14 protein-coding genes and 1 tRNA gene are annotated in these 20,235 nt (G+C 65.9%); 10 read left to right on the top strand and 5 right to left on the bottom strand.

What is annotated here, in order from left to right:
• Window positions 1–4: 4 nt before the first annotated feature.
• The 3 genes from PSQ39_RS09220 (at window position 5) to PSQ39_RS09230 (ending at window position 4,243) form a co-directional block, all read left to right on the top strand.
• Window positions 5–1,087: a branched-chain amino acid ABC transporter permease gene (locus PSQ39_RS09220; RefSeq protein ID WP_273926478.1), complete on the top strand. Its 1,083-nt coding sequence runs from the start codon at window positions 5–7 to the stop codon at window positions 1,085–1,087.
• Window positions 1,088–1,184: 97 nt separating this feature from the next.
• Entirely contained in the window at window positions 1,185–3,299 is a 2,115-nt protein-coding gene (locus tag PSQ39_RS09225; RefSeq protein ID WP_273926479.1) for a D-(-)-3-hydroxybutyrate oligomer hydrolase, read from the top strand.
• Between the two features lie 68 nt (window positions 3,300–3,367).
• Window positions 3,368–4,243: an alpha/beta fold hydrolase gene (locus tag PSQ39_RS09230; RefSeq protein ID WP_273926480.1), complete on the top strand. Its 876-nt coding sequence runs from the start codon at window positions 3,368–3,370 to the stop codon at window positions 4,241–4,243.
• 29 nt (window positions 4,244–4,272) lie between these two features.
• Here PSQ39_RS09230 and PSQ39_RS09235 read toward each other — a convergent pair whose 3' ends face one another.
• Window positions 4,273–6,708: a Lon protease family protein gene (locus PSQ39_RS09235; RefSeq protein WP_273926481.1), complete on the bottom strand. Its 2,436-nt coding sequence runs from the start codon at window positions 6,706–6,708 to the stop codon at window positions 4,273–4,275.
• Window positions 6,709–6,847: 139 nt separating this feature from the next.
• Window positions 6,848–7,942 (bottom strand): ferrochelatase, encoded by a 1,095-nt coding sequence (hemH, locus tag PSQ39_RS09240; protein WP_273926482.1) that lies wholly within the window; start codon window positions 7,940–7,942, stop codon window positions 6,848–6,850.
• A gap of 49 nt (window positions 7,943–7,991) precedes the next feature.
• Here hemH and PSQ39_RS09245 point away from each other — a divergent pair, with 49 nt between their 5' ends.
• A complete protein-coding gene (locus tag PSQ39_RS09245) occupies window positions 7,992–8,705 on the top strand; it encodes an HAD-IA family hydrolase (RefSeq protein ID WP_273926483.1) in 714 nt (237 codons plus the stop codon).
• A gap of 4 nt (window positions 8,706–8,709) precedes the next feature.
• On the opposite strand, the gene hpnE is transcribed toward PSQ39_RS09245, so the two are convergent.
• The 3 genes from hpnE to hpnC all read right to left on the bottom strand — a co-directional run bounded on the left by hpnE (window position 8,710) and on the right by hpnC (window position 11,936).
• On the bottom strand, window positions 8,710–10,056 hold the full coding sequence (gene hpnE, locus PSQ39_RS09250) for a hydroxysqualene dehydroxylase HpnE (protein ID WP_273926484.1): 1,347 nt from the start codon (window positions 10,054–10,056) through the stop codon (window positions 8,710–8,712).
• Window positions 10,057–10,072: 16 nt separating this feature from the next.
• Entirely contained in the window at window positions 10,073–10,912 is an 840-nt protein-coding gene (gene hpnD, locus PSQ39_RS09255) for a presqualene diphosphate synthase HpnD (RefSeq protein WP_273926485.1), read from the bottom strand.
• Window positions 10,913–11,003: 91 nt separating this feature from the next.
• Window positions 11,004–11,936, bottom strand: coding sequence for a squalene synthase HpnC (hpnC, locus tag PSQ39_RS09260; protein WP_273926486.1), 933 nt, complete (start codon window positions 11,934–11,936; stop codon window positions 11,004–11,006).
• Window positions 11,937–12,074: 138 nt separating this feature from the next.
• On the opposite strand from hpnC, the gene PSQ39_RS09265 reads away from it, so the two are divergent.
• The 6 genes from PSQ39_RS09265 to clpX all read left to right on the top strand — a co-directional run bounded on the left by PSQ39_RS09265 (window position 12,075) and on the right by clpX (window position 20,224).
• On the top strand, window positions 12,075–13,280 hold the full coding sequence (locus PSQ39_RS09265; protein ID WP_409242013.1) for an efflux RND transporter periplasmic adaptor subunit: 1,206 nt from the start codon (window positions 12,075–12,077) through the stop codon (window positions 13,278–13,280).
• A gap of 8 nt (window positions 13,281–13,288) precedes the next feature.
• A complete protein-coding gene (locus PSQ39_RS09270; protein WP_273926488.1) occupies window positions 13,289–16,459 on the top strand; it encodes an efflux RND transporter permease subunit in 3,171 nt (1,056 codons plus the stop codon).
• Window positions 16,460–16,675: 216 nt separating this feature from the next.
• Window positions 16,676–16,762, top strand: a tRNA-Leu gene (locus PSQ39_RS09275).
• A gap of 73 nt (window positions 16,763–16,835) precedes the next feature.
• Window positions 16,836–18,146 (top strand): trigger factor, encoded by a 1,311-nt coding sequence (gene tig, locus PSQ39_RS09280; protein WP_273926489.1) that lies wholly within the window; start codon window positions 16,836–16,838, stop codon window positions 18,144–18,146.
• A gap of 106 nt (window positions 18,147–18,252) precedes the next feature.
• Window positions 18,253–18,861: an ATP-dependent Clp endopeptidase proteolytic subunit ClpP gene (gene clpP / locus PSQ39_RS09285; RefSeq protein ID WP_273926490.1), complete on the top strand. Its 609-nt coding sequence runs from the start codon at window positions 18,253–18,255 to the stop codon at window positions 18,859–18,861.
• 97 nt (window positions 18,862–18,958) lie between these two features.
• Entirely contained in the window at window positions 18,959–20,224 is a 1,266-nt protein-coding gene (gene clpX / locus PSQ39_RS09290; RefSeq protein ID WP_273926491.1) for an ATP-dependent Clp protease ATP-binding subunit ClpX, read from the top strand.
• The last annotated feature ends 11 nt before the right edge of the window (window positions 20,225–20,235 follow it).

Raw genomic sequence — 20,235 nt, forward strand, 5'->3', positions numbered from 1 at the left:
GACCATGTTGACTCGACTGATTTCGCACGACCTGCCGCGCAGCAAGTGGCTCGCGGCCCTGTTGCTGGGCCTGTTGCTGGCCTTGGCCTTCGCGCCCTTCATCTTTCCGGGCATCAAGGCGCTGAATGTGGCGGCCAAGGTGCTGGTGTTTGTGGTGCTGGTGGCCAGCTTTGATTTGCTGCTGGGCTACACCGGCATCGTGAGCTTTGCCCACACCATGTTCTTTGGCATTGGGGCCTACGGCATTGCCATTGCCACCACGCGCCTGGGGCCGACCTGGGAGGCGCTGGCCGTGGGCCTGGGGGCCTCGCTCTTGCTGTCGCTGCTGCTGTCGCTGGCGGTGGGCCTGTTCTCGCTGCGGGTGCGCGCCATCTTCTTTGCCATGATCACGCTGGCCGTGGCCTCGGCTTTCCAGACCCTGGCCTCGCAGCTGTCCGAGCTGACCGGGGGCGAGGACGGCCTGACCTTCAAGGTGCCCGAGGTGTTGTCGCCCAGCTTCGAGTGGGCCGAGGAGCCTTTCCTGGGCGTCTCGCTGGATGGCCGGCTGATCTGCTACTACCTCTTGTTCGTGCTCGCGGTGACGCTGCTGCTGGCCTTGCTGCGCATCGTCAACTCGCCTTTTGGCCGCGTGCTGCAGGCGATCCGCGAAAACGAGTTCCGCGCCGAGGCGATTGGCTACCGCGTGGTGGTGTTCCGCACCGTCTCGAGCATGTTGTCGGCGCTGTTCGCCTGCCTCGCCGGTGCCATGCTGGCGCTTTGGCTGCGCTACAACGGGCCGGACACCTCGCTGTCTTTCGAGCTGATGCTGGACGTGCTGCTGATCGTGGTGATTGGCGGCATGGGCACCATTTACGGCGCGGCCATCGGTTCAGCCCTGTTCCTGGTGGCGCAAAGCTACCTGCAGGACTTGCTGCGCTGGGGCAGCGAGGCCACGGCCAGCCTGCCCTGGTTGTCGTCCCTGTTGTCGCCCGACCGTTGGCTGCTCTGGCTGGGCTTGTTGTTTGTGCTGTCGGTGTACTACTTCCCGACCGGTGTGGTGGGGCGGCTGCGGGCCGCCCGTGAGAACAAGCAGGCGGCGGGCCACTGAGCGATCGGCCCGCGCTGTGTCCGTGTCCCGGACCCAGGCCCTGGCGGCCTGGGCCGCGATGAGTGTGTCGTGACAAGAACTTCCAGGAGACAAAACCATGCGATTTCCTCTCACCGCCCTGGCTTCGGCCATGGCCCTGGGCCTGACGGCCTGCGGCAGCGACGGCAACGGTCCAGTCAATGAAAAGCCCAGCTTCCTGGGCGTGGTCAGCAGCGTCGAGTACGACGGCGTCAGCAACGACTTGTTGAGCGCAGGCCTGGGCAAGAGCGGCCTGCAAAGCGCTGTGCCGCCCAGTTACGCCAACCCGCTCCAACCCACCGCCGCCGAGCTGCGCCGTGCGGCCATCTACAACAGCTACCGGGGGCTGGTCGACACCACGGCCGCAGGCGGCTACGGCACGTTTTATGGGCCCAATGTCACCGCGTCCGGCAGTGTGACCACGGGGGAGGGCCTGATCGCAGGCGGTGAATACACCGCTTTCAGCGACGACGGCAGCGGCCTGCAAAACGTCACGTTGGTGGTGCAGGTGCCCGCGACCTTTGACCGCGACAACCCCTGCATCGTGACGGCCACGTCCTCAGGCTCGCGCGGCGTTTACGGCGCCATCAGCACCGGTGAATGGGGCTTGAAGAAGGGCTGTGCCGTGGCTTACACCGACAAGGGCACGGGCAGTGCCGGCCATGACCTGGCCAGCGACACCGTGCCCCTGATCGATGGCACCCGGGCCACCCGCAGTGCGGCCGGCAGTGGCGCACAGTTCAAGGCGCCCTTGTCCGCCAGCGAGCTGCAGAGCCTGAACGCCAGCACGCCGAACCGCCTGGCCTTCAAGCACGCGCACTCGCAGCGCAATCCTGAAAAAGACTGGGGCCAGTACACCCTGCAAGCGGTCGAGTTTGCTTTTTATGTGCTGAACCAGCGCCTGGGCGCTGACCTGGGTGGCGGCCAGCGCAGCCGGGCCTTCTTTCCGGACAACACCTTGGTGATCGCCTCCAGCGTGTCCAACGGCGGCGGCGCAGCCATTGCGGCATTGGAGCAAGACAGCAAGGGCTTGATCGACGGTCTGGCCGTGGGCGAGCCCGCCATCGAAATGCCGCGCAATGCCAATGTGGTGGTCAAGCGCGGCTCGGCAGTGCAGGGCGTGAACTCGCGCACTTTGCTCGACTTCACCACCCACGCCCACCTGTACTCGGCCTGCGCCGCGCTCGCCCCCGAGATGGTCGGCACGCCCTTCCAGGCCACTTACGCTTTGCCTGCGGTCTACGGCGTCCTGGCGACCAACCGTTGCAGCTCGCTGAAGGCGCGCGGCCTGCTCAACGCCACGACCACCGCCGCCCAGGCCAGCGAGTCCTGGCAGCGTCTGCGCGACTACGGCTGGGAGCCCGAGGCCGGCAGCCAGATCGCCACCTTGGCCGGTTTTGAAGTGGCGCCCGCCGTGGCAGTGACCTTTGCCAACGCCTTGGGCCGTTTTGGCGTGCAGGACCACCTGTGCGGCTACAGCTTTGCCGCCACCACGGCGGCGGGCGTGCCCACGGCGATGAGCGCTGCCGCGCTGGCGCCGATGTACGCCACCGGCAACGGTGTGCCCCCTTCGGCCGGCGTGCAACTGGTGAACAACAAGGCCCCCACGGGCGCTGTGCGTGATCTGTTCTCGACCTCGCCCAGCACGGGCTTGGCGGACATGAACATCGACGGCGCCAGCTGCCTGCGCAGCCTGGTCACCGGCGTCGATGCCGCGGCCCAGCGCGTCAATGCGGGCATTGACGAAACCCGCCGCAGCGGCAACCTGCGTGGCAAGCCTGCCGTGATCGTGCATGGCCGCTCTGACCCACTGCTGCCGGTCAACCACACCTCGCGCCCTTACTTGGCGCTCAACAAGGTGGTGGAAGGCGCCAACAGCCAGCTCAGCTACCTCGAGGTGACCAACGCCCAGCACTTTGATGGCTTCATTGGCCTGCCCACGGTGCTGCCGGGTTACGACAGCCGTTTCGTGCCGCTGCACCTGTACCTGAACCGGGCGTTGGATTCGGTCTATGCCAAGCTGAAGAACGGCACGGCCCTGCCGCCGTCCCAGGTGGTGCGCACCACGCCACGGGGCGGCACCGCGGGCGCCGCGCCAGCGCTGAGCGCCGCCAACGTGCCGGCCCCCCAGGCCGTGCCAGCCGAGGCGGACCGCATTGCCCTGAGCGGCAACACGGTGACCATTCCCGATTGAGTCACCTCGCCACGACCATTGACCGACGCGAAGGCCTGCGGGCCTTCGCCTGAACCGGAACCCTGCCCATGTCCCCGTCCTCCCACTACCTCCAATGCGCTGGCCGTGAAATCCACTTCACCGAGTGGGGCTCGGCCCAGGCCCCGGCCGTGATCGCCTGGCATGGCCTGGCGCGCACCGGCCGTGACATGGACGAGCTGGCCCAGCACCTGAGCGCGCGCTACCGCGTGATCTGCCCCGACACCCTGGGGCGCGGCCTGAGCCAGTGGAGCCCCGATCCCGAGCGCGAGTACACCCTGGCCTTCTATGCCCAGCTGGCGCTGGGCCTGCTGGACGGCCTGGGCTTGCAGCGCGTGCACTGGGTGGGCACCTCCATGGGTGGGGCCATCGGCACGGTCTGCGCGGCAGGCCGGGTTCAGCCTGGGCTGAAGGGCCGGCTCAAGAGCCTGGTGCTCAATGACAATGCGCCGCAGCTGGCGCAGGCCGCCATCGAGCGCATCCGCTCCTACGCGGGCCAGCCGCCGGTGTTTGACTCGGTGCTGGCGCTGGAAGCTTTTTTCCGCCAGGTCTACAAGCCCTATGGTTGGCTCAGCGATGCGCAGTGGCGGCGCCTGACCGAGACCTCCACCCGCCGCCTGCCGGACGGCCGGGTCACGCCGCACTACGACCCCGCCATGGTGATGCAGTTCACCCACCACCCCGACGACTACCTGATATGGGACCATTACGACGCGCTGGACCTGCCCGTGCTGTGCCTGCGCGGCGCCGAGTCCGACCTGGTGCTGCCCGAGACCACCGCTGAGATGCTGCGCCGAGGCCCGGGCCTGCGCGGCCAGACCTCGGTCATTGAGGTCGCCGGCTGCGGCCACGCCCCCGCACTCAATGTGCCTGACCAGCTGAACTGGGTCAGCGACTTCATCGACCGCGCCGAAGCGGCCAGCTGACCCCAGCCGCGCAGCGCCGGGGAGGCCACTCAGCCCCGGCGGCGCCCCCGCGCCCCGCCTTGGGCGCGCAGGCAGGCCCGGCGGTAGGCCGCCAGCGTCTGCAAGGCCAGGCTTTGCACGCTGGGCTGAGCCACTGCTGCATCGGCGTCCCAGCCCAGCAAGCGGCGGCCGCTGAGCAGTTCCATGCCCTGGGCCACATGGGCCATGGTGTAGACCTTGAACTGGCCCGCCGCCACGGCGGCCAGCACCTCGTGCGACAGCATCAGTTGGCGCTGGTTGCGCGCCGGAATCAGCACCCCGTGCTCACCGCTGAGCCGGGCGTCGCGGCAGACCTGGAACCAGCCCTCGATTTTTTCGTTCAGGCCCCCCACGGGCAGCACCTCACCATGCTGGTTCAAGGCACCGGTGACCGCGATGCCCTGGCGCAGCGGCAGGCCTGACAAGGCGGAGAGCAGGGCGAACAGCTCGGCGCAGGAGGCCGAGTCGCCTTCCACGCCGTCGTACTCCTGCTCGAACACCAGCGAGGCGCTGAGCGCCAGCGGGGCTTGTTCGGCCAGCAGCTGGTGCAAAAAGCCTTGCAGGATCATCACGCCCTTGTCGTGGATGGGACCGGACAGCTTGACCTCGCGCTCGATGTTGAGCACACCACCGTGCCCGGCCTGGGTGCGCGCCGTGATGCGCATGGGCACGCCAAAGCGGTGGTCGCCGGTGTCGATCTGGCTCATGGCGTTGACCTGGCCCAGGGCCTGGCCCTCGGTGGACAGCAGGTGTTCGCCATGGCGGATGCGCTCCAGCAGCTCCTGCTCGGGCAGGTTGTGGCGCCGGGCGCGCGCTTGCAGGGCGCTGGCCACGTCGGCTGCGCTGACCCAGGGCGCTCCCCGGCGGCGGCAGGCGGCGGCGCTTTCGATCAGGTCCATTTCGACGCTACCGAGCTGGGCACTCAGGTAGCCCTGGTCGTCGGCCAGTCGGTGGCTTTGCTCCAGCAAGGCGGCCACACCGCTGGCGTCCACCTGGGGCAGGCCCAGGGCCTGGCAGCGCTGGCCCATCCAGATGGCCATCGCCTGGCGGTGGTCGGGGTGGTCGGCAAAGCGGTCGGCAAAGTCCACCTTGACGCGGAAGCGCCGGGCCATTTCGGGCTCGCTGTCTTGCAGCTTGTAGTAGGCGTCAGGCGTGCCGATCAGCACCAGGCGCAGGCTCAGGGCCAGGGGCTCAGGCTGCAGGCTGGCGCCGGCCGGGGCACCGCTGCCACCCGCGTCTTCGATTTGCAGCAGGCGCGAGCGCAGGAAGCGGCGCAAGCGGTCCCACAAGCCCTCGTCTTCGGCCAGGTCGGCCAGGTGCAGCATCAGGTAGCCGCCGTGGGCGCGCAGCAGGGCGCCGGCGTGGATGGCGTTGTGGTCGGGCGGACCGGCGTCTTCGCCACCCGGGTGTTCGATGCAGCCAAACAGACTGCGCATTTGCGGGTTGTCCTCGATCACCACGGGCGCGCCGCGTTGCTCGGCCTGGTCGACCGCCAGGTTCAGCTTCAGGCAGGACTGCCAATGGGCCAGATCGGCTTTGCGGTCGGCCTCGTCGTCCTCGCCGGCGCGCGGCAAAAACAGCTCGATCTCGTCGAGCGCCTCGCGCTGGGCGGCCTGTGACCAGCGGTGCAGCAGGGCTTGATCCGCCTCGGTCAGGCCGCTGAAGCTGGCCAGGGTGCGCTCGAAAACGGACTGCAGCCAGGGCTTGAGGGTTTTCTCCTGCAGCTCGGACAAGGCCTGGTCGCGGGCCTGTTCGCGCTCGCGCAGCCGGGCCAGGGCCTGGGCCATCTCACGGCGCACCAGGATTTCAGCGTCGCTGGGGCCGGTGTCCGGGCCGGCCTTGCGGTCCTCGCGCACCAGCAGTTGCAGGCGCTCGCTGTCGCCTTCCCCGGTGCGCCCCAGCTTGAAGCCGTGGCGGGTGGCCAGGTCTTCCAGGCCCGCCAGGGTGTGCTTTTCTTCGCGCTCAAAGCCGGTCTCGATCAGCTCGGCGGCCAGCATCACCTCGGCGCCCTCCAGTTGCGCCGGGATGTCGGTGGGCAGTTGGCGACTCAGTTGCTGCAGGGCTTGGCGCAGCACCCGCCCCTGGCCGGGTGGCAGTCGCAAGGCCAGGGGACGCAGGGGCTGCTCGAAGTGGTGCAGGAACGCCAGGTCGGGCGGCACGGGGCGCTGCTGGGCCGCTTCGTGCAGGGCCTGGCGCAGCAAGGAGCTGCGGCCGCTGCCAGGCTCACCGAGCACAAACAGGTGGTAGTCGGGGGCGTCCAGGTGCAGCCCGAAGTCGGTGGCCTCACGTGCCCGCTGCTGGCCGATCCAGCCGGGGCTGAGGTGGATCAGCTCGGCGGTGCTGGCAAAGCCCAGCTCGGCGGGCGGGATCTGGCGGCGCAATTGGGCCAGCGGCAAGGTGGGCGCAGCAGGCCAGGTGGGCAGGGACGGGAGGGGCTGAACAGGCATGAAAAAAGGGTTTGCGGGCCGGTCCCCGTGCCGCCTAGGCGCTGGGGAGGCCGGCTCTTGGGGCGGCTAAGCCGACCCGTTGTGAGACGAAAAGCATAACGTGTCGCCGCCGGGCCAGGCCCGGGGGGACCCAGGGGCTTCAGTTCTTGGCACCCAGGGCCAGCGCGCGGTCGCGGGCGTCTTGTTGCTCGACCTGGCTGGCCACCTGGGTCGGCCAGCCGCCCAGGTGGCGCTGGGTCAGGGCGCTGAGGGCATCGATCCAGGCCGGGCTGTCGTTCAGGCAGGGGATGTAGTGGAAGTCTTTGCCGCCCGCGTGCAGGAAGGCTTCGCGTGCTTCCTGGCTGATTTCTTCCAGGGTTTCCAGGCAGTCGCTGGTGAAGCCGGGGCAGATCACGTCCACCCGCTGGGTGCCGGCTTGGGCCAGGGCGATCAAGGTGGGCTCGGTGTAGGGCTCCAGCCACTTGGCTTTGCCAAAGCGCGACTGGAAGGTGATCTTGAAGCGGTCCGGGCGAATGCCCAGGCGTTCGGCCAGCAGGCGGCCGGTCTTGTAGCACTCGCAGTGGTAGGGGTCGCCCAGTTGCAGGGTGCGGGCCGGCACGCCGTGGAAGCTCATCACCAGCTGGTCGGGCTGGCCGTGCTCGCGCCAGTGGGCCTCCACACGGCGCGCCAGGGCTTCGATGTAGCCCGGGTCGTCGTGGTAGTGGTTGACGAAGCGCAGTTCGGGCAAGTGGCGCTGGCGCTTGCCCCAGTCCGCCACGTCGTCGAACACGCTGGCCGTGGTGGTGCCCGAATACTGCGGGTAGGCGCTGAGGATCAGGATGCGGGTCACGCCTTCGGCCTTCAGGGCGTCCAGCTGGCTGGCAATGGACGGGTTGCCGTAACGCATGGCGTAGCGCACCAGCACCTGGTGGCCCGCTTCGCCAAGCCAGCCTTGCAGCAGCTTGGCTTGCTTGTCGGTCCAGACCTTGAGCGGTGAGCCGTCGGGCGTCCAGACGCTGGCGTATTTGGCGGCCGACTTGGCTGGGCGCACGCGCAAGATGATGCCGTGCAGGATGGGCTTCCAGAGCAGGGCCGGGATTTCCACCACGCGGTGGTCGCTCAGGAACTGGCCCAGGTAGCGGCGCAGCGCCGGCGCGGTGGGTGCTTCGGGCGTGCCCAGGTTGCACAGCAGCACGCCGGTGCGGGCGGCTTGGCCGTGGCGGAAGGCAGGTTCGGGGGCAAACTTGGAGCGCATAGAAGGGCTGGACCTGGGGATGTTCGGAATGCCGTATTCTCGGCCACCTATGCTCGACCTCGCACGCATCCGGGCCATCACCCTCGATCTTGATGACACTTTATGGCCCATCTGGCCCACCATTGCCCGCGCCGAAGAGGTGCTGGCGCAGTGGTTGCAGGACCACGCCCCCCGCACCGCCGAGCTGTTTGCCCAGCCCGGTGCGCTGCGCGAGATCCGCAACCGCATGGTGGACTTGCGGCCCGACCTGCGCGCCGACCTGAGCGCGCTGCGGCGTGAGTCCATCCGCCTGGCCCTGGGGCAAGCGGGCGACCCGACCGATCTGGCCGAACCCGCGTTTGACGTTTTCTTTGCTGAGCGCCAACGCGTGACGATGTTTGACGACGCGCACCCCAGCCTGCAATTCATGGCCGCGCGCTACCCGCTGGTGGCGGTGTCCAACGGCAATGCCGACATCGAGCAAGTGGGGCTGGCGCCGTATTTCAAGGCCGCGCTCAACGCGCGCGACTTTGGGGTGGCCAAGCCCGATCCGCGCATCTTCCACGCCGCCGCCGAGGCCGCGGGCGTGGCCCCGCACGAAGTGCTGCATGTGGGCGACGACGCCGCACTGGATGCCGTGGGCGCGCTGCAGTCAGGTTTGCAGGCCGTGTGGCTGAACCGAGAACAGCAGGCCTGGACGCATGAGCACCCGGCGCCCCTGACGGTGCAGTCGCTGACCGAGCTGTGCGCCTGGCTGGGCCAAGGGCCTCAGTCCCCGGCCTGAACCTTCAAACCAGGCCCAAGGCGGCGGCCCGGCCGGCGGCGCTGCCACTGAGCACGGCGCCTTCGAGCGTGGCGGGGTAGGGACCGGCGCAGTAATCGCCGCAGGCTTGCAGACCGGTCAGCACGGCTTGGCTGGGGCGTTGCAGGCCGGGCGTGCAGGCGAAGGTGGCGCGCTTCTCGACCACGGTCTGCTGCCAGTGCAGATCTTTCAGGCCCAGCGGGCTCAGTTCGGCGCGGGCTTGGCGCAGCACCTGTTGGGTCAGCAACTCGCGGTCGGTGCTGCTGGCACTGACCACCAGGGCCAACAAGCCCTGGGAGCCCCCCAACTGGCCACGGTCAAACACAAACTGGGCGGGGGCCTCGGCCTGGGGCCGCAGGGCCAGCAAGGGCGCTGGCAGGCGCAGGCCGGGCGCCTGGGCGTAGACGGTGGCAATGGCCTCAAAGCGCAGGGCACGGGCCTGTTGCACCCAGCGCTGCACCGGTCGGGCGTGGCCGTCGGCCAGGCCTTGGGCCTGTTCCAGCAAGCGGCTGGCCTCGCCGGGTGGGCAGGCCAGAATCAATTGGTCAAAGGCCTCGGTGGCGGGGGCACCCACGGTGTCGCCCAAGTCGAGCTGCCAGCGCCCGCCGCTCAAGCGCCTCAAGCTGTGCACCCGGTGGCTGCACAGCGCGCTGTGGCCCTGGACTTGCAGCCAACGGGCGGCGGCCTCGGGCCACAAAGCGCTGAGGTCGGTGCGCGGCAGCAGCAGGTGCGAGCTGCCCGAGGGCCCCGCCAGCGCATCGCGCAGCACGCGCAGGAACACCTGCCCGCTGGCTTCGCCGATGGGGGTGTTCAAGGCCGACACGCACAAGGGCTCCAGCAGGTCGGCCATGACGCGGGGACGGATGCCCTGGCACAGGTCCAGCACGCTGAGCGACGCCGGGCATTCAAAGTCGCCCCATTGCCAGCGCAAGGTGGCGCGCAGCAGCGACAGGCGATCGGCCCATGACCAGCCCACCGCCCCCAGGATGCCGGCCACGGCGTCCAGCGGCGCTGGCCAGGCGGGCAGGCGCAGGCCTTGGCCGTCGGGAAAGCGCAGGCTCAGCGGCAGGCGCAGCAAGCCCTGTTCGGGCGACACGCCGACCAGGCGCATCAAGCGCAGGCATTCGGCATAGGCACCGATCAGGATGTGCTGGCCGTTGTCCAAGCCGGCCTGGCCGGGTTCCGTGCCCAGGCGGCGCGCGCGGCCTCCCCATTGGGGCGCCGCCTCGAACAAGTGCACGCTGGCACCGCCTTGGCTGGCAGCGATGGCGGCGGCCAGGCCGGCCCAGCCGCCGCCGACCACGGCAACGCGTGGTTTGGCGGGTGCTTGCAAGGATCGAGCGGACCCCTCAGACACGGCCGAGCGCCTGGACCTTCCAGGCCAGCCAGAGTTTGCGCAGCGGGGTCAGGCTGATGCGTTGGTGCAGCACCTGGAAGTTTTCGTGCTCGATCTCCCGCAGCAGGGTGCGGTAGATGCTGGCCATCATCAGGCCGGGCTTTTGCGCACGCAGGTCAGCGGCCGGCAGCAGGCTGAGGGCACGGTCGTACAGGGCATGCGCGCGTTCAGCCTGGAACTGCATCAGCTTGACGAAGCGGTCGGAGTGCACGCGCTGAAGCACCTCGTGGGCCTTGACGTCGAATTGCTGCAATTCATTGACCGGCAGGTAGATGCGGCCGCGCATGGCGTCCTCACCCACGTCGCGGATGATGTTGGTCAGTTGGAAGGCCTGGCCCAGGGTGTGGGCGTAGTCGGTGGTGCGCGCGTCGGTCTGGCCAAAGATGCGGGCCGACACCTCACCCACCACACCGGCCACCAGGTGGCAGTAACGTTGCAGGCCGGGGTAGTCCAGGTAACGGGTTTGCTCCAAGTCCATTTGGCAGCCCTGGATCACGGCCTGAAACTGCTCCTGGCGCAGGTCGTAGACCGGCACATGGGGCATCAGGGCCTTCATCACCGGGTGGCTGGGCTGGCCGGCAAAGGCTTGGCGCACTTCGTTTTGCCACCAGGCCAGTTTGGTGTGGGCCACGCCGCTGTCGCTGACCTCGTCGACCACGTCGTCCACCTCGCGGCAAAAGGCGTAGAAGGCCGTGATGGCGGCGCGCCTCGGCTTGGGCAGGAACAAAAAGGCGTAATAAAAGCTGCTGCCGGAGGCGGCCGCTTTTTGCTGGACGTAGTCTTCTGGGGTCATGGATCTGGCTTGGCGTTCGCCCTCGATTGTCCCATCTTGTCGCCGGGGCTGGGCTCGGGTCAGTTGGAGGCGCGGGACCTGGGGGGTCTTGTCACATCCACAGGCTGTGCCAGAGCATGGCGGTGTAGTCGCTGCGGCCCAGTTTGATGCGCCGGCGCAGTGGGTCGTGGCGGGGCTGACGCAGGCGCCGGATCACCTGCAGGCCACCTTGCACCACCAGGCGCAATTCCCAGCCCGCGCGCCCGGGCAGGCGGTGCACCAAGGGGGCGCCGCGCCGCATCAAGGCTTCGGCCCAGTCCAGTTGGGCTTGCACCAGGGCCTGTGTGGCCGGGGTGGATTCAAGCGCTTGCAGTTGGGCCCGGGTGACGCCGTGCTGCTGGCAGTCGGCCTCGCTCAGGTAGTGGCGCCCGCGCGGAATGTCTTGGCGCAGGTCCTGCCAGAAGTTGACCAACTGCAAGGCGCTGCAGATGTCATCACTTTGTTGCAAGGCCTCTGCATCCTGGACCTGGTGCAGGTGCAGCAGCAGGCGACCCACGGGGTTGGCCGAGCGCCGGCAGTAGTCGAGCAGGGTGGCGCGGTCGGGGTAGAGGCGCTGGGCCTGGGTCCAGGCCACGTCCTGCATGAAGGCGTCGAGCAGGTCGTCGAGCAGTTGAACAGGCCAATGCCAGGTCGCGTGCTGACGCGCCAGCGCCCCCAGCACGCCGGTCCACAGCGCGGGTGCGGCGGCGTCCTGTCTGGCGCTCGACTCGGCGGCCCCTGAGGCCAGGGCGGCGTGCATCTGGGCCCGGTAGGCGCTCAGCTCGGACAGGCGTTGTTCGGCCGTTCCGGGGCCTTCGTCGGCCAGGTCGTCGGCCGTGCGCGCGAAATGGTAGAGCGCCGCGATCGGCGCGCGCAGGCGCGGCGGACACAACCAGGAGGCCACGGGGAAGTTCTCATAGTGGGTGACAGGCAACACTTTGGACGCGTCGACCCCAAGCGCTGAAGCTGGGCTGGGTGAGGCGTGGTGCGCTGGCTTGACATGCATCAGAACAATCCCTTAGATTACTAACCAGTGAGTCATTAATACAACTTGAAGGCCTCATTGACATCTTGTCTCTGTCGCGGCGGCGCTTCTCCGCCACTTCAAGTCCCCCCATCCGCACCTTGTACAGCAGGTTTTGTCATGCCCGTCTTTGCGCTTTCTTCCCGTGCTCGAACCCTTTTGACCGGGGCCTTGAGCCTCTCGGCGGCCTTGTGGCTGGCGGGGTGCTCCAAGCCCGAACCGGCTGCTGAGCCGGTGCGCTCGGTCAAGGTGCTGACGGTGAGCCCCAGCGCGCTGGGCTCGGTGTACGAATACTCCGGTGAGGTCAAGGCGCGCGTCGATTCTCGCCTGGGCTTTCGCGTGGCCGGCAAGATTATCCGCCGCCAGGCCGAGCTGGGTCAGCGCGTGAAGGTGGGGCAGGTCCTCGCCCAGTTGGACCCACAGGACTACCAGTTGGGTGCTGACGCTGCCCGCGCTCAAGTGGCATCGGCCCAGACCAACCGCGATCTGGCCGCTGCCGATTACCGCCGTTACAAAGAGCTGTTCGACAAGAACTTCATTGGCGGCTCGGAGTTGCAGCGCCGGGAAACCACCCTCAAATCCGCCCAGGCTTCGCTGGAGCAGGCGCAGGCCCAACTCGCCAGTCAGGGCAACCAAATTGCCTACACCTCCTTGGTGGCGGATGTGGCGGGCGTGGTGACGGCCATCGAGGCCGAACCTGGCCAGGTGGTGCAGGCTGGCTCGCCGGTGGTGCGCATCGCCCAGGATGGACCGCGTGACGTGGTCTTTGCGGTGCCAGAGGACAAGGTCGCTGGGGTCAAGGTGGGCGCCAATGTGGTGGTCAAGGTGTGGTCTGAAAACCGCCAGATTGAAGGCCAGGTGCGCGAGGTGGCGGCCAGTGCCGACCCGGTGACGCGCACCTACTCGGTCAAGGTGGCGCTGCCGAGCCAGGGCGCCCCGGCGTTGGGCGCGACCGTCAATGTGCTGCCGCAAGGCCTGGCCCGCGCGGAAGTCGCTGTGATCAAGTTGCCCACCAGTGCCTTGCGCCAGGAAGGCCGCAAATCGGCGGTCTGGTTGCTGGACCCCAGCAGCATGACAGTGCGCCTGCAGCCGGTGGAAATTGCCACCGCAGACGGCAATGAAGCCGTCATCGCCGGGGGCCTCAAGCCCGGTGACCAGGTGGTGGTCGCGGGCGTGCACGTGCTGTCGCCAGGGCAAAAGGTCAGCCTTTACCAACCCAAAAAGGCCGTGGCCGGTGCTGCCATGAGTGAGTCCCCCACCGCGCCCACCGCTGCCGCCGCCGACGCACCTCCCGCCGCTGCCGCTGTGGCTGGCTCGGGCAAGTGAGGCCAGACATGACGCAAGTGCAACCCAAAGAAGGCTTCAACCTCTCCAAATGGGCGCTGGATCACCCGGCGCTGACCCGCTACCTGCTGGTCGTTTTGCTGTTGCTGGGCTTTGCCGCCTACTTCCAGCTGGGCCAGGATGAGGACCCGCCGTTCACCTTCCGGGCCATGGTGGTGCGCACCTACTGGCCAGGCGCGACTGCCCAGCAGGTGGCTGAGCAAATCACCGACAAGTTGGAAAAGACCCTGCAAGAAGTGCCTTATGCGGACAAGATCCGCAGCTACTCCAAGCCGGGCGAGTCGCAGGTCATCTTCCAGATCAAAGACACCTCGCGGGCCAGCGAGGTGGCCAATGTCTGGTACCAAGTCCGCAAAAAGATTGGCGACATCCGCTACACCCTGCCCAGTGGCGTGCAGGGTCCGTTCTTCAATGACGAGTTTGGCGACGTTTACGGCGTGATCTACGCGCTCGAATCGGACGGCTTCAGCTACGCTGAAATCAAGACCTTTGCCGATGACGTGCGCCAGTCGCTGCTGCGCGTGCCCGACGTGGCCAAGGTCGAATTGTTTGGCGTGCAGGACGAGAAGATCTTCATCGAGATCTCGCAAAAACGCCTGGCCCAATTGGGCCTGGACTTGAACGCGGTGCTGGCCCAGCTCAATGCGCAAAACGCAGTGGAGAGCGCGGGCGCCGTGCAAACCCCGCTGGACGTGGTACAGGTGCGGGTGCAGGGCCAGTTTGAGGCCGTCGAGCAACTGCGCGCCATGCCGATCCGCGGCAGCTCGGGCAACCAGTTCCGTCTGGGCGACATTGGCACCATCACGCGCGGCTATGTCGACCCGCCCAGCGTCAAGGTGCGCCACAACGGGCATGAAGTGATTGCGCTGGGGGTCTCCATGGCCAAGGGCGGCGACATCATCGCTCTGGGCAAGTCGCTCAAGACCGCCACGCAGCGCATCGAACAAAGCCTGCCTGCGGGCGTGAGCCTGGTGCAGGTGCAAGACCAGCCCAAGTCGGTGACCCGCTCGGTGGGTGAGTTTGTGCAGGTGTTGATCGAGGCCGTGGTGATCGTGTTGGCGGTCAGCTTCATCAGCCTGGGCTTGCACAAGCGCCCGGGGCAGAACCCGCTTTGGCGCCGTTACTACATCGACATCCGCCCCGGTCTGGTGGTGGGCATCACCATTCCCCTGGTGTTGGCCGTGACCTTTTTGGCCATGTGGTACTGGGGCATTGGCCTGCACAAGATTTCGCTGGGCTCGCTGATCATTGCGCTGGGCTTGCTGGTGGACGACGCCATCATTGCGGTAGAGATGATGGTGACCAAGATGGAGGAGGGCTACGACAGGGTGCGTGCCGCCACCTTCGCTTACGAAATCACTGCCATGCCCATGTTGACCGGCACCTTGATCACCGCCGCGGGCTTTTTGCCCATTGGCCTGGCCAAGTCGCAAACCGGTGAATACACCTTTGCCATCTTCGCGGTGACAGTGATCGCCCTGGTGCTGAGCTGGATCGTGTCGGTTTACTTTGTGCCTTACCTGGGGGTGCTGTTGCTCAAGCGTCCGCCGCATGTGACGGCGTCGCAGGAAGGCGGCGGTCACAGCGATGGGCCGCATGAGATATTCGACACGCCCTTCTACAAGAGCTTCCGCCGCACCGTGACCTGGTGCGTGGCGCACCGCTGGATCACGATTGGTGCCACCGTGCTGATCTTTGTGCTGGGCATCGTGGGCATGGGCAAGGTGCAGCAGCAATTCTTCCCGGATTCCAGCCGCCCTGAAATCTTGGTCGACATTTGGTTCCCTGAAGGCACCTCCTTTGCCGCCAACGAGTCGGTGACGCGCCGCGTCGAAGCCCGCCTGCGCGAAGAGGTGGGCGTCCAGAGCGTCAGCACTTGGGTGGGCTCGGGCGTGCCGCGCTTTTACCTGCCGCTGGACCAGGTGTTCCCGCAGACCAACGTCTCGCAATTCATCATCCTGCCGCAGGACCTGAAGATCCGGGAGTCGCTGCGCATCAAGCTGCCGACCCTGCTGGCCGAGGAGTTTCCTGAGGTGCGTGGCCGCGTCAAGCTGCTGCCCAACGGCCCGCCCGTGCCTTACCCGGTGCAGTTCCGCGTGATGGGTGCCAACCCGGCCCTGGTTCGCGAGCGCGCCGACGAGGTCAAGGCGGTGCTGCGCGAAAACAAGAACATGCGCGGCGTGAACGACAACTGGAACGAGTCCGTGAAGGTCATCCGCCTGGAGGTGGACCAGGCCAAGGCGCGCGCGCTGGGGGTGACCAGCCAGGCCATCGCCCAAGCGGCGGCGGCCATCCTGACCGGTGCCTCCGTGGGTCAGTTCCGCGAGAACGACAAGCTGATCGACATCGTGCTGCGCCAACCTCTGGACGAGCGCAATGCCATCACCGACATTGCCAATGCCTACTTGCCCACGGCCTCGGGTCGCTCCATTCCGTTGACCCAGATCGCCAAGCCGGTGTTCACCTGGGAGCCAGGCGTGATGTGGCGCGAGAACCGCGACTACGCCGTGACCGTGCAGGGCGACATCGTGGAAGGCCTGCAAGGCGCCACGGTGACGGCCGAGTTGCTGCCTGAACTCAAGGCGCTGGAGGCGCGTTGGGCGGCGGCGGGGCAGGCCATCCGCATTGAGGTGGCCGGGGCGGTGGAGGAGAGCAGCAAGGGCTCGGCCTCGATCGCGGCCGGCTTGCCGGTGATGTTGTTCATCACTTTCACCCTCTTGATGCTGCAATTGCAGAGCTTCAGCCGTGCCATGTTGGTGTTCCTCACGGGCCCGCTGGGCATTGCGGGTGTGGCTGGGGCGCTGATTCTGCTGAACCGTCCGTTTGGCTTTGTGGCCTTGCTCGGGGTGATTGCCTTGATGGGCATGATCCAGCGCAACTCGGTGATCTTGATCGACCAGATCGAGCAGGACCGGGCGCGCGGCGTACCGGCCTGGGATGCCATTGTCGAGTCGGCCGTGCGGCGCTTGCGCCCCATTGTGCTGACGGCAGCGGCGGCGGTTTTGGCCATGATCCCGCTGTCGCGCAGCGTGTTCTGGGGCCCGATGGCGGTGGCCATCATGGGTGGCTTGATCGTCGCCACGCTGCTGACCCTGCTGGCTTTGCCGGCCATGTATGCGGCCTGGTTCCGCGTCAAGCGCCCCGCCATCGAGGTGGCTTGAGTCTGCGTTGGCACAGGCCTGGCTGGTGCTTGGCGGGCGCCTGACTGGGCCTGAGCCCTTGGAAAGTGCTTGTTTTTCGAGCCTTTCCAAGGGTTTGCCCACAGATTCGGCCAGGTGGATCGCCAAAACCGGCTTTCCAAGCCGCTAAAATAGAAGGTTGACCGATTTCGTTGGGGTGGTCAGTGTGAGCTGATCACCTGTTTTGTTTTGCAGGGCGCGCGGGTGGCGAAATTGGTAGACGCACCAGGTTTAGGTCCTGACGCCAGCAATGGTGTGGGGGTTCGAGTCCCCCCCCGCGCACCACCAAAAAACTTATTCACGCCAGGCGACGACGTGCTTGATCACGCAGCCTGCCATGCCATATCAGGAGAATTTGATGGCTGTTACCGTTGAGACCCTCGAGAAACTCGAACGCAAGATCACGCTGACCTTGCCCGTCACCGCGATCCAGGCTGAAGTGGACACGCGCCTCAAGCGCATGGCCCGCACCGTCAAGATGGACGGTTTCCGTCCTGGCAAGGTGCCGATGGCCGTGGTGGCCCAGCGCTATGGTTACTCCGTCCAGTACGAAGTGATGAACGACAAGGTGGGCGAGGCTTTTGCCCTGGCCGCCAACGAAGCCAAGCTGCGTGTTGCTGGCCAGCCCCGCATCACCGAAAAAGAAGGCGCGCCCGAAGGCGAGCTGACCTTTGACGCCGTGTTTGAAGTGTTCCCCGAAGTCAAGATCGGCGACCTGAGCACCGCTGAAGTCGAAAAGCTGTCGGCCGAAGTGGACGACGCTGCCATCGACAAGACCCTGGAAATCCTGCGCAAGCAACGCCGTACCTTTGCCCAACGTGGTCAAGATCAAGCGGCTCAAGACAGCGACCGCGTGACGGTTGACTTCGAAGGCAAGATCGACGGCGAACCCTTCGCTGGCGGCAAGGCTGAAGACTTCCAGTTCCTGATCGCTGACGGTCAGATGTTGAAGGAATTCGAAGATGCCGTGCGCGGCATGAAGGCTGGCGAAAGCAAGACCTTCCCCTTGGCCTTCCCGGCCGACTACCACGGCAAGGACGTGGCCGGCAAGCAAGCCGACTTCCTGGTCACCGTGAAGAAGATCGAAGCCGCCAATTTGCCCGAAGTGAACGACGCTTTGGCCAAGTCCCTGGGCATCGCTGAAGGCACCGTGGAAGCCCTGCGCGCAGACATCAAGAAGAACCTGGAGCGCGAAGTCAAGTTCCGTCTGCTGGCCCGCAACAAGCAAGCCGTGATGGACGCCCTGGTTGGCAAGGCCGAACTCGACCTGCCCAATGCCAGCATCAACGCTGAAGTCGCTCGCATGGTGGAAGGCGCCCGCGCCGACCTGAAGCAACGCGGCATCAAGGACGCTGACAAGGCCCCGATCCCTGACGAAGTGTTCCGTCCTCAAGCCGAGCGCCGCGTGCGCCTGGGCCTGGTGGTGGCCGAGCTGGTTCGTGCCAACGAACTGCAAGCCAAGCCTGAGCAACTGAAGGCCCACGTCGAAGAGCTGGCTGCCAGCTACGAGAAGCCGGCTGAAGTCGTGCGTTGGTACTTCGGTGACAACAACCGCCTGGCTGAAGTCGAAGGCGTTGTGATCGAAAACAACGTGACCGAATTCGTGCTGGCCCGCGCCAAGGTCACTGAAAAGCAAGTTGCTTTTGACGAGCTGATGGGTCAAGCCTGATTCTGATCTCTTCACCTTGAAGTGAACTGTCGGGGCTTGTGCTTTGCTGCACAAGCCCCACTTCATTTTTGGGTACAGTATCGATTCCTCTTGGAGAGAAATAAGCATGAGCGCACTGGACATTCAAGGCCTGGGCATGGTCCCCATGGTCATCGAGCAATCGGGTCGTGGCGAACGGTCCTACGACATTTACTCCCGCCTCCTCAAGGAGCGCGTGGTTTTTCTGGTGGGCCCGGTGAACGACCAGACCGCTAACCTGGTCGTGGCGCAGTTGCTCTTCCTGGAGAGCGAGAACCCGGACAAGGACATTTCCTTCTACATCAACTCGCCCGGCGGTTCGGTCAGCGCCGGCATGGCCATCTACGACACGATGAATTTCATCAAACCGCAGGTGTCCACGCTGTGCATCGGCATGGCGGCCAGCATGGGCGCTTTCTTGTTGTCCGCCGGTGAAAAGGGCAAGCGTTACTCGCTGCCCAATTCCAAGGTCATGATCCACCAGCCCCTGGGCGGTGCCCAAGGCCAGGCGACCGAGATCGAGATCCACGCCCGTGAAATCTTGAAGACGCGCGAACAGCTCAACAAGATCTTGGCCGACCGCACCGGTCAGCCGCTTGAAAAGATCGAGCGCGACACCGAGCGCGACTACTACCTGTCGGCCGATGAGGCCAAGGACTACGGTCTGATCGACCAAGTCATTGCCAAACGCCCCTGAGCGAAACCCGGCAGGTTGAACGGCGTTTCCCAGGATGGGAAAACGCCGTTTTTTATTTCGCTATCATCTAGAACTACGCGTTACAAGGCATTCCGACATGGCCGAGAAAAAAGGCTCCTCCAGCGAAAAAACCCTCTACTGCTCCTTCTGTGGCAAAAGCCAGCACGAAGTGAAGAAGCTGATCGCCGGACCATCGGTTTTCATCTGCGACGAATGCATTGACTTGTGCAATGAAATCATCCGCGATGAACTGCCTGCGACTGAGGTGGGGCGTGAGGCGCGCGGCGACTTGCCGACGCCCGTCGAAATCAAGGCCAACCTCGACAACTACGTGATTGGCCAGGAAGTGGCCAAGCGAACTTTGGCCGTGGCGGTCTACAACCACTACAAGCGCCTGCGCCACAAGGAAAAGGGCGTCAAAGACGAGGTGGAGCTGTCCAAGAGCAACATCTTGTTGATCGGCCCCACGGGCTCTGGCAAGACCTTGCTGGCCCAGACCCTGGCCCGCATGCTGGACGTGCCTTTTGTGATGGCCGATGCCACCACCCTGACCGAAGCCGGTTATGTGGGTGAGGACGTTGAGAACATCGTTCAAAAGCTGCTGCAAAGCTGCAATTACGAAGTCGAGCGCGCTCAGCGCGGCATCGTCTACATCGATGAAATCGACAAGATTTCACGCAAGTCGGACAACCCTTCGATCACCCGCGATGTGTCGGGCGAAGGTGTGCAGCAAGCCCTGTTGAAGCTGATCGAAGGCACGATGGCCAGTGTGCCGCCCCAAGGCGGTCGCAAGCACCCGAACCAGGACTTCCTGCAGATCGATACCACCAACATCCTGTTCATCTGTGGTGGCGCGTTCGCGGGCATCGAAAAGGTGATCGAGAACCGCACCGAGGCTTCGGGCATCGGTTTCGGCGCTTCGGTGAAGAGCAAGAAGCAGCGCAGCCTGACCGACATGTTCGGTGAGATCGAGCCTGAAGACTTGATCAAGTTCGGTCTGATCCCCGAATTGGTGGGCCGCATGCCGGTGGTCACGACCCTGGCTGAGCTGACCGAAGAGGCCCTGGTGCAAATCCTGACCGAGCCCAAGAATGCGCTGATCAAGCAGTACAGCAAGCTGCTGGCCATGGAGGGGGTTGATCTGGAGATCCGTCCGGCCGCTCTGCAAGCCATTGCCAAGAAGGCTTTGGCGCGCAAGACCGGTGCCCGCGGCCTGCGTTCCATCCTGGAGCACGCGCTGCTGGACACGATGTACGAGTTGCCCAACGTCTCGAACGTCGAAAAAGTGGTGGTGGACGAGTCCACCATCGAAGAGAACAAGCCGCCGCTGCTGGTCTACCACGAAGCAGCCAAGAAGGCTTGAGCGCATTGCCT

This window comes from Curvibacter microcysteis (genome assembly GCF_028649455.1).
In the GTDB taxonomy this organism is placed as follows: Bacteria; Pseudomonadota; Gammaproteobacteria; order Burkholderiales; family Burkholderiaceae_C; genus Curvibacter; species Curvibacter microcysteis.